Raw genomic sequence first — 7,420 nt, 5'->3', positions numbered from 1 at the left:
TCCCGCCCGTCCTTTTTGGACGGGCGGGACGCCCATCCCACAATCTTGTGGAAGTTATTTAATTCTCATTCCTTAGTGTCGCTCTGGGGGGATGAAAGGTAATTGTCGGAGCAATTTTATTCGCGCGGTATTCGTGTTTTCAATAGGGTTTGATATAAGTAGTCCAGGACGCAGGGGCCGCAGAAATCGGTTTTTTTTTGCGTCAAGAATGCCTCGATGGCTGATAAGTTAGAATAAAGCCAATTAATTATTCAAAAAAATGAGTGCTAAAGTTACTGTCATTGACCATCCTTTGATACAGCACAAGTTAACTCTGATGCGGCAAACTCAAACGAGTACGGCGAAATTTCGCCAATTGCTCAAAGAGATTGGAATGCTGCTAGCCTATGAAGTGACGCGAGATTTGCCGCTAAAATACGAACTAATAGAAACGCCGATCGCCAAAATGAATGCACCGGTGCTGGCTGCTGAAAAGAAAATTGTGATTATTTCGATTATGCGCGCCGGTCAGGGACTGTTAGATAGTATTTTAGAGCTGATTCCGTCTGCGAGGGTAGGACATATTGGTTTGTACCGCGATCCGACAACTCGGATGGTGATTGAATATTATTTCAAAGTTCCCCAGGATATCGAACAGCGAGATGTTTTAATTGTCGATCCGATGCTGGCTACTGGTAATTCAGCAGTGGCGGCAGTGGATAGGCTGAAAGAAGTTCATCCGAAGTCTATTAAATTTTTGTGCTTGCTGGCGGCACCGGAGGGAGTGGGGCACTTTCACGAACAACACCCTGACGTGCAGATTTATACGGCTGCTGTTGACGAGTGTTTGGACGAGCATGGCTATATTGTACCCGGACTGGGAGATGCGGGCGATCGACTTTACGGCACTATGTGAATTCAATAAAATTATTTTCTGCTGTATATGTCAATACATTCATTTAAAAATAACTTTACTAACATAAGCAGTGGTTTGATAGTGCGATATAATGTAAGTTGTAAAATTTTAATGTCAAGAAAAGCCTATATATAACATGGCTTGTAGGGTTTTATTACATTAAATTCGTAAATTGCATGATCTAGATGTATTTACTGCATTTTATGGTTAAATTCTATGCCTTTAGTGTAATTTCTTGCCAGAATTAGTTATTAAAATAGATGTATGATGCTAAGCGTTTGCGAGCGACTACTAACATTTTTTGACGAGGGAAAAAACAATGGAGACTACAGCACAGAAGGAAGCCCCAACTCAGCCTGTTGAGGAAGTGAAAATTCAGAATATCAACAGTTTGGAGTTTGAGCTTTGGGCTAAAGCAGTGAAACGGCAGATGATTGCAGCACTCTCTAAAAAGGGCGCGATTTGACATCTGTGGGTTTTTTGTGCACAGGTTGTGTTAATTAATTAAATTAACAAAATTTTTGTCTGCATTGTTGTCCGAGTTGCGGGAGAGGCAAGAGAAAGAATTTTCCTTTTTCCGAGTTTTGGACGTACAGGTGGAAGGAAGCCGGGTTTTTTTACGAAAATACTTCTGTTGCGATCGGCAGAAATGGTAAAAAAACCCGGTTTCTTTGTGTCATATCATGTCCGATCGAGTGACCGCGATTAAAAGGGCGGGTTTTTGAGATTGTCATTTATTGGCAGATATTTTTCGTGAGGGGAGCCCCTACCGTATTATGGGTAATCGACCGGACATAATATCAAGAGTGCCTCCGGGACTGTTCTATCTGCCGAAGGCTTTCTGCCAGATTACGATCGCTTGTCAACCGCCGCCAGCAAGCGCAGACTTCCGTCTTGAATCTGCACTGCTTTCACCGTTCCCACAGCAACTCTTTGTTGACCGTTAGCCATCGCTACCTCAATCTTAATCTTGGGGTCAGCCTGTAATCCTAGCCGCCCCCAGAGCCACTTGACTTGAGTAGCAGGAAAAGAACTCACTTCTACATCAGAAAATGGTGAATTAACCCAGCGGCTACCGTCGTAAAAACTTGCTACCTGCACCTGATACCAAACTTGTTCTCCTGCCAATTTTAACTCATTGTTCGGTTCTGGTTCCAGCCACTCAGCGGGATTGACACTGTTAATTAAAGTAGCAGAACCCATAATTTGACTTTTGTGGTCTTCTAAACTTTCCGCCTGAGAAACTGCTTCCTGAAGTTTGTTGACCAAATTCCGAATTCGAGTTCTTGTTTCGCTGTCAGTATCTGATTGCTGGTCGAGCCAATTCATCGCTTCGCGAGTGCCGTCTTGAGAAGCTACAATCAGGGCGCCCCAAGCCTTGACATCGGCGTCAGCGGCATTCACTCTCAAGGCGGCGTCGATGCGGTTCCAGATCCGCCCGCTGTCATTTTTGAGGGTTGTGGCTATTTCGTGAGAGTTGCTCGGATCGGCTTCAAATACTTGCAAAGCTTCAGTCCAGCGGCCGTCGATCAATTCTGCGAGAACTTGTTGACCGGGACTGGCCCAAGATGCGATCGCCTGCGCCCGAGTAATTTTAGCGTGAAATTCGATCGTTTCTAGCTGAGCTTGCGCGACTGCGGGCCAATTTTTGCCGGCTTTCCCCTTCGCCACACGCATAACATTTAATGCTGGAGACCACAGCCCGCTTTTCGCCAGTCGCAGCCCATTTTTGTAAGTCTCGTCATTGAAGGCAAATTCTTCTAAAGAAATCGCCGTTAACTGAACTGGGTTGGGCAAAAATTTGCGCGGGCCAATTTGATAAAGGGTAAATTGCGGCTCTAAACCAACTGTTTGGTCGATCGCCAACTGGGGGTTTTCGCCCTTAACAATTTGCTGCCAATTCGGCGGTTGTCCAGCCGCACTCGCCCACTCCAACAGCGGCATTAAATGATTTTGGCTGGGGTTGTAGCGAACGACTTGTCCGTAGGGAATTTTCTTGTCGCCCTGCTTTAGTTGACCGCTGACATTAAACCAAATGCCCGATGCGGGGGGCTTGCCGTCAAATCGCCGCAGTTCTGTTAGCGGTAGCGACTGATTGGAGGCTTGATTGTTAGATGTAGAGTCAGCTAAAGAAGCAATGACAAAAGATTCCGCAGGGCCTTCTACATTCACAGAACTTGCTAGTTGGAAATACTGCTCTTTATCGGAACTGCGATCGGGAAATTGCACTCGCTTGTACACCCGAAGTTCGACAATTTGACGGCAAGGATTTTTGCAAACAGTAGAAGCCTTAACAGTTCTTTCTACCATCACCGGCAATAACAAATCGGAAATAGAATTATCGCGGGATTGATCGACGGGAAGCGACAGGGGTTCTCCGGTTACGAATCCCAATTTGCGGATGCTGGCTTTGATTTGATCGAGAGTTTGGATCGAATCTCTGCTACCTGTAGGCAGGCGCGACCATTCCGGCACAAATTGAGAGATCAACTTGTTGCCATTGGGATCGACGATGAGCTGATAACTCAGCCAAGCGCCGCCTCCCATTAAAGCTGCACAGCCACCCAAGATGCTGAGGGCTGTCAAATTAGCTATCAGTCTTTTCCAGGGATATCTGGCGCGAGTTCGGGGAGTAGGTATTGGAAGCGGGGACTCTTGAAGATTTTTGGGGCGTCGGGTTTGGCGCCGGCGTCTTGTGGGGGGAGGAGCAACTTTGGGATTTTCTGGGGGTTTGGCTCGATTTTTTGAGGGGTTAATTTTGTGTTCCATCATGCCATTTTAGAATTTAGATTTTAGAATTTAGAGTTTAAAATTGCAATAGCCGATCGTACTGCCGACCTATGATATCCCAAGTGTATTGGCTTTCAACGAGCGATCGCGCGTTGACAGAGAGCTCCTGTCTTAGCTGCTGATTTTCAAACAAACTGGCGATCGCCTCAACATACTCCTGAACATTGTTCGCCCGCAAGGCCCTTATCAGTTGTGGGCCCCCATCGACGGCTAAACCCTCCAAACCTCGATCGCTAGCAACCACGGGAGTTCCCGCAGCCATCGCCTCCAAAGTTTTATTTTTAATCCCAAAACCAATCCGCATCGGCACCACACAAACAGCAGCTTGATGCAAATATTCTGCCACCCTTTGCACCCGACCTACTACTTGAATTCCGGGAAGTTCCCCCAAGGCGAGCACTTCCGGGACTGGCGAAGCCCCGACTAGGGTGAGGGTAGCATCCCGATAGCGCTGCTGCAAAGGTGGCAGTATTTGCAAACTGAGAAACCGCGCCGCGTCAATATTCGGCAAATTGTTCATTGCGCCTGCAAAAATTAAGGTGTGTCCTCCCGGATCGATCGACCGATACGGAAATTGAGTTAAATCCACGCCGTTAGGAATTACATCTATGGGAGGTACAAAAAAATCTTGTTTTCCTCGCACCTGTACCGAAGGCAACAGTAATTCGAGGAGTTGCTCTCTGTCTGTGGATGTTGTCGCAACAATGCGGGAGAATTTGGAACAGTAGCGTTTTTCGTAGCGGGCGAGTAGCGGTAAATTTAGTCGATCGCGCAGGGGTTTTTCCGAGGTGCCGGTTGCTAACATTTCCCTGCAAGTTCCCCAAACGGAACTGTGAATGTTTGCTACTGTCAGCAGTTTTTGCCGCCATTCGGGACGCACGTAAATCTCGTTAACGCTGTGCTCGCAGGTGACAGTATCGCATTTGCCTGCTGTTACCAATTCGTCTGCCCAATTCTGCATTGCTTGGGAGTAGCTTGAGAGTACGTTTGGAGGTGTTCCCGACTGCAAAAATCGACTGAATCTGTGGAATTTTCCTATTATTTCAGAGAACCCCCCCTCAGTCCCCCCCTTGTTAAGGGGGGGAGGCAAGAAGCCCTCCTCAAGCCCCTGGTTAAGGGCAGGAAATAACCCCCCCTCAGTCCCCCCCTTGTTAAGGGGGGGAGGTAAGAATCCTTCCTCAGTCTCCTGGTGGAGTCTTAGCCCCCCCTTGACAAGGGGGGGTTGGGGGGGTAATCGCGGGTTGGGAAAAACTGCTAATTCTGTGACTTGCTGGCGCAATGTGTCGATTTGTGCATCGGTGACATCGGGCGATCGTACAGTGCCGAGAATTACCTCATGTCGCCGGCTCAAGTATTGTAATAAATTAAACGTCCTTACCTGAGTTCCTCCGCGGCTGGGCGGATAGGGAAAAGTTGAGGAAAGCATCAAAATCTTCATGGGATGTGAGATAAACTGAGATGTTGCACCATTCTCAATTACTTGTTTAGGAACAGGCTTTTCGGCCTGTTCCACAAAGAGTGAATTTTCTTATGGAACAGGCCGAAAAGCCTGTTAAGCGAGAATGGTGCAAGATGTGAGATAAATAAATTTGCCGCTTGCGCGATAAAATTGATTGATAAAACGTTTTTTTTAACAATCTTCGCACCTATGGACGAATTATCTCTTAAGGCGCTGCTGGAAGACTTGAAAAAGTCCGACGAAAGTGTTCGCGATCGGGCAACTACTGAACTCTGGCACACTTGGTTTAACCAGAAAGGTGACTATGGGATGCAAATTCTCAGGCGAGCGCAAGTTTCGCTGGATGCAGGCGATGTTCACCACGCTTTGGATTTGCTGACGAAATTGATTGCGGAAGCGCCGGATTTTGCGGAAGCTTGGAACCGACGCGCCGTACTTCACTATACTCAAGGAAATTATAAAAAGTCGATCGACGACTGCGAAATTGTCCTCAAACTGAACCCGGTGCATTTTGGGGCGTTGCACGGTCTGGGTTTGTGCTACGCTGCGTTGGGAGAATACCTAAATGCTATTCAAGCTTTTCGTCGCGCTTTGGAAATTCAACCGTTTGCTTTGGTGAATCAAAAGTTAATTCTGGAGTGTACGGCTCGTTTGAGTTAAAATTAATTTTCCTGGGCCCAAAAGTGTTAATACCAAATTATAAGCTGCTACGCATTTAAATTGAATCCAGAGACGGGCAGGATGCCCGTTCCACAATAATAATTGTAGAAAAATTGACTGTCAAATTAGATGCACAACAGCTTAGTCACTTTTGAGCAATCTAAAATCTAAAATCTAAAATCTAAAATTGTCTAAGTTAGTGCCTAAAATTAGCGTTTGCATTCCTACTTACAATCGAGTGCATCTGCTGGCTTGTGCGATCGCCAGCGTGCTAGATCAAACTTATACAGATTTTGAATTAATTATCTGTGATGATGGTTCTACTGACAGCACTCCTTTGTTGATGTCGGAATTTGTCGTAGCTTGCGGGGCGGGACGCCATCGCCCGATTCGCTACATTCGCCACCCGCAGAATATCGGCAAGAGTAATAATATGCGATCGGGCTTTGCTGCTGCAAGAGGCAAATATTTTATCAAGTTTGACGATGACGATCGCCTCAGCGCGCAATTTCTAGAGCGGACATCGGCTATTTTAGATAAAGACCCCAGCATCGATTTTGTCAGTACAGATCACTGGGTGATCGACATTAACAATTATATTGACGAAAACCAGACGAAACTGAATTCGCAGCGGTGGGGGCGCACCGAGTTGTCGGCTGGAATTATTGAAGATTTGCTCTCGGCAGTTTTTCTCAGACAAAGTTTGCAAATAGGGGCGACTTTGTTTCGGCGCCGCGCGCTGGAAGAAGTCGGATTTCTGCGGCCGAATTTGCAAAATTGCGAAGATAACGATTTGTTTGTGAGACTTGCGATTGCAGGAAAAAAATGCTATTACTTGCCGGAGCTGTTGATGGAGTATCGAGTTCATGCAGGACAGCAAGGAGTCGATCGGGCAATTCCGTATTTGAATGATAAATTGCGCTATTTGACCGGCTACGAGTTTGAGTCGGAAAAGTTGGAAACAGTCAGGGTCAAAAGGATTGCCGAAACTCAATTAGCGCTAGGTTTGCGACTGATTGAGGTTGGTGAAACTGCAAAAGGACGCCTGATGGTGCGGGCGGGAAAGTCTGTTTCTGCGGCGAAAATGTGGGCAGGTTTGGGATTGTCGCTGCTGCCGGTCGAGTTGCGTCCAAAAGCGTTTGAGTTTGTGCGAGAGTTGATCAAATAAGGAATGAGAATTAAATAACTTAGAATGCGTGATGGTTCTTGTGGGATGGGCGTCCCGCCCGCCCTTTCTGGACGGGCGGGACGCCCATCCCACTTTCAAGAGTGTAAATTATTTAATTCGCGATCCTAACCATCAATAAGAGTTATTAATTATCAGCAGGGGATAATATATTAATTTATTTGAGTAGGGGGTTTTGTTTGGCCTTGAGATTTGCTCAGATTGGGCTCGATCGAAAACTTTCCGGGGATCGTTGAGAGAGTCGGCTAAAAATAAAAATTCGATCGGACACGTTTTAGATTAAATTAAGAAATTAAGAAATACTGAAAATTAAGTATTTACGACTTTGACATCGATCGGAGACGAGTACAGACCTTTCCTTGGGTCTGCCCTGCTTGTGCTATCTGTCAGGCGATTAGGGAAAACTTTTGCCCTGAGAGTGGGTGAAGGG

7 protein-coding genes are annotated in these 7,420 nt (G+C 46.5%); 5 read left to right on the top strand and 2 right to left on the bottom strand.

What is annotated here, in order from left to right:
* Nucleotides 1-259: 259 nt before the first annotated feature.
* The 3 genes from upp (at nt 260) to QUB20_RS20475 (ending at nt 1,551) form a co-directional block, all read left to right on the top strand.
* Complete coding sequence (gene upp / locus QUB20_RS20485; RefSeq protein ID WP_333055013.1) at nt 260-895, top strand: uracil phosphoribosyltransferase; 636 nt, start codon at nt 260-262, stop codon at nt 893-895.
* 319 nt (nt 896-1,214) lie between these two features.
* Nucleotides 1,215-1,361: a hypothetical protein gene (locus tag QUB20_RS20480; RefSeq protein WP_332946242.1), complete on the top strand. Its 147-nt coding sequence runs from the start codon at nt 1,215-1,217 to the stop codon at nt 1,359-1,361.
* 55 nt (nt 1,362-1,416) lie between these two features.
* Entirely contained in the window at nt 1,417-1,551 is a 135-nt protein-coding gene (locus tag QUB20_RS20475; protein ID WP_333291613.1) for a hypothetical protein, read from the top strand.
* A gap of 193 nt (nt 1,552-1,744) precedes the next feature.
* Here QUB20_RS20475 and QUB20_RS20470 read toward each other — a convergent pair whose 3' ends face one another.
* On the bottom strand, nt 1,745-3,667 hold the full coding sequence (locus tag QUB20_RS20470) for a hypothetical protein (RefSeq protein WP_333246745.1): 1,923 nt from the start codon (nt 3,665-3,667) through the stop codon (nt 1,745-1,747).
* Nucleotides 3,668-3,701: 34 nt separating this feature from the next.
* Nucleotides 3,702-5,123, bottom strand: coding sequence for a glycosyltransferase family 4 protein (locus QUB20_RS20465; RefSeq protein ID WP_333248911.1), 1,422 nt, complete (start codon nt 5,121-5,123; stop codon nt 3,702-3,704).
* Nucleotides 5,124-5,333: 210 nt separating this feature from the next.
* Between QUB20_RS20465 and QUB20_RS20460 the strand changes: the two genes are divergently transcribed.
* The gene (locus QUB20_RS20460) at nt 5,334-5,804 is read left to right on the top strand and encodes a tetratricopeptide repeat protein (RefSeq protein ID WP_333055010.1); all 471 of its coding nucleotides are present in this window, start codon (nt 5,334-5,336) and stop codon (nt 5,802-5,804) included.
* A 199-nt stretch (nt 5,805-6,003) separates the two neighbouring features.
* The gene (locus QUB20_RS20455) at nt 6,004-6,972 is read left to right on the top strand and encodes a glycosyltransferase (protein ID WP_333248913.1); all 969 of its coding nucleotides are present in this window, start codon (nt 6,004-6,006) and stop codon (nt 6,970-6,972) included.
* Nucleotides 6,973-7,420 lie beyond the last annotated feature (448 nt).

The organism is Microcoleus sp. B4-C2, from assembly GCF_036705265.1.
Lineage (GTDB): Bacteria > Cyanobacteriota > Cyanobacteriia > Cyanobacteriales > Microcoleaceae > Microcoleus.
This window is presented reverse-complemented; position numbering and strand designations above follow the sequence as displayed.

What these genes read in the sequence shown, in the direction of transcription:
- upp (WP_333055013.1), top strand. Translation starts at nt 260, where the DNA reads ATGAGTGCTAAAGTTACTGTCATTGACCATCCTTTGATACAGCACAAG.
- QUB20_RS20480 (WP_332946242.1), top strand. Translation starts at nt 1,215, where the DNA reads ATGGAGACTACAGCACAGAAGGAAGCCCCAACTCAGCCTGTTGAGGAA.
- QUB20_RS20470 (WP_333246745.1), bottom strand. Translation starts at nt 3,667, where the DNA reads ATGATGGAACACAAAATTAACCCCTCAAAAAATCGAGCCAAACCCCCA.
- QUB20_RS20465 (WP_333248911.1), bottom strand. Translation starts at nt 5,123, where the DNA reads ATGAAGATTTTGATGCTTTCCTCAACTTTTCCCTATCCGCCCAGCCGC.
- QUB20_RS20460 (WP_333055010.1), top strand. Translation starts at nt 5,334, where the DNA reads ATGGACGAATTATCTCTTAAGGCGCTGCTGGAAGACTTGAAAAAGTCC.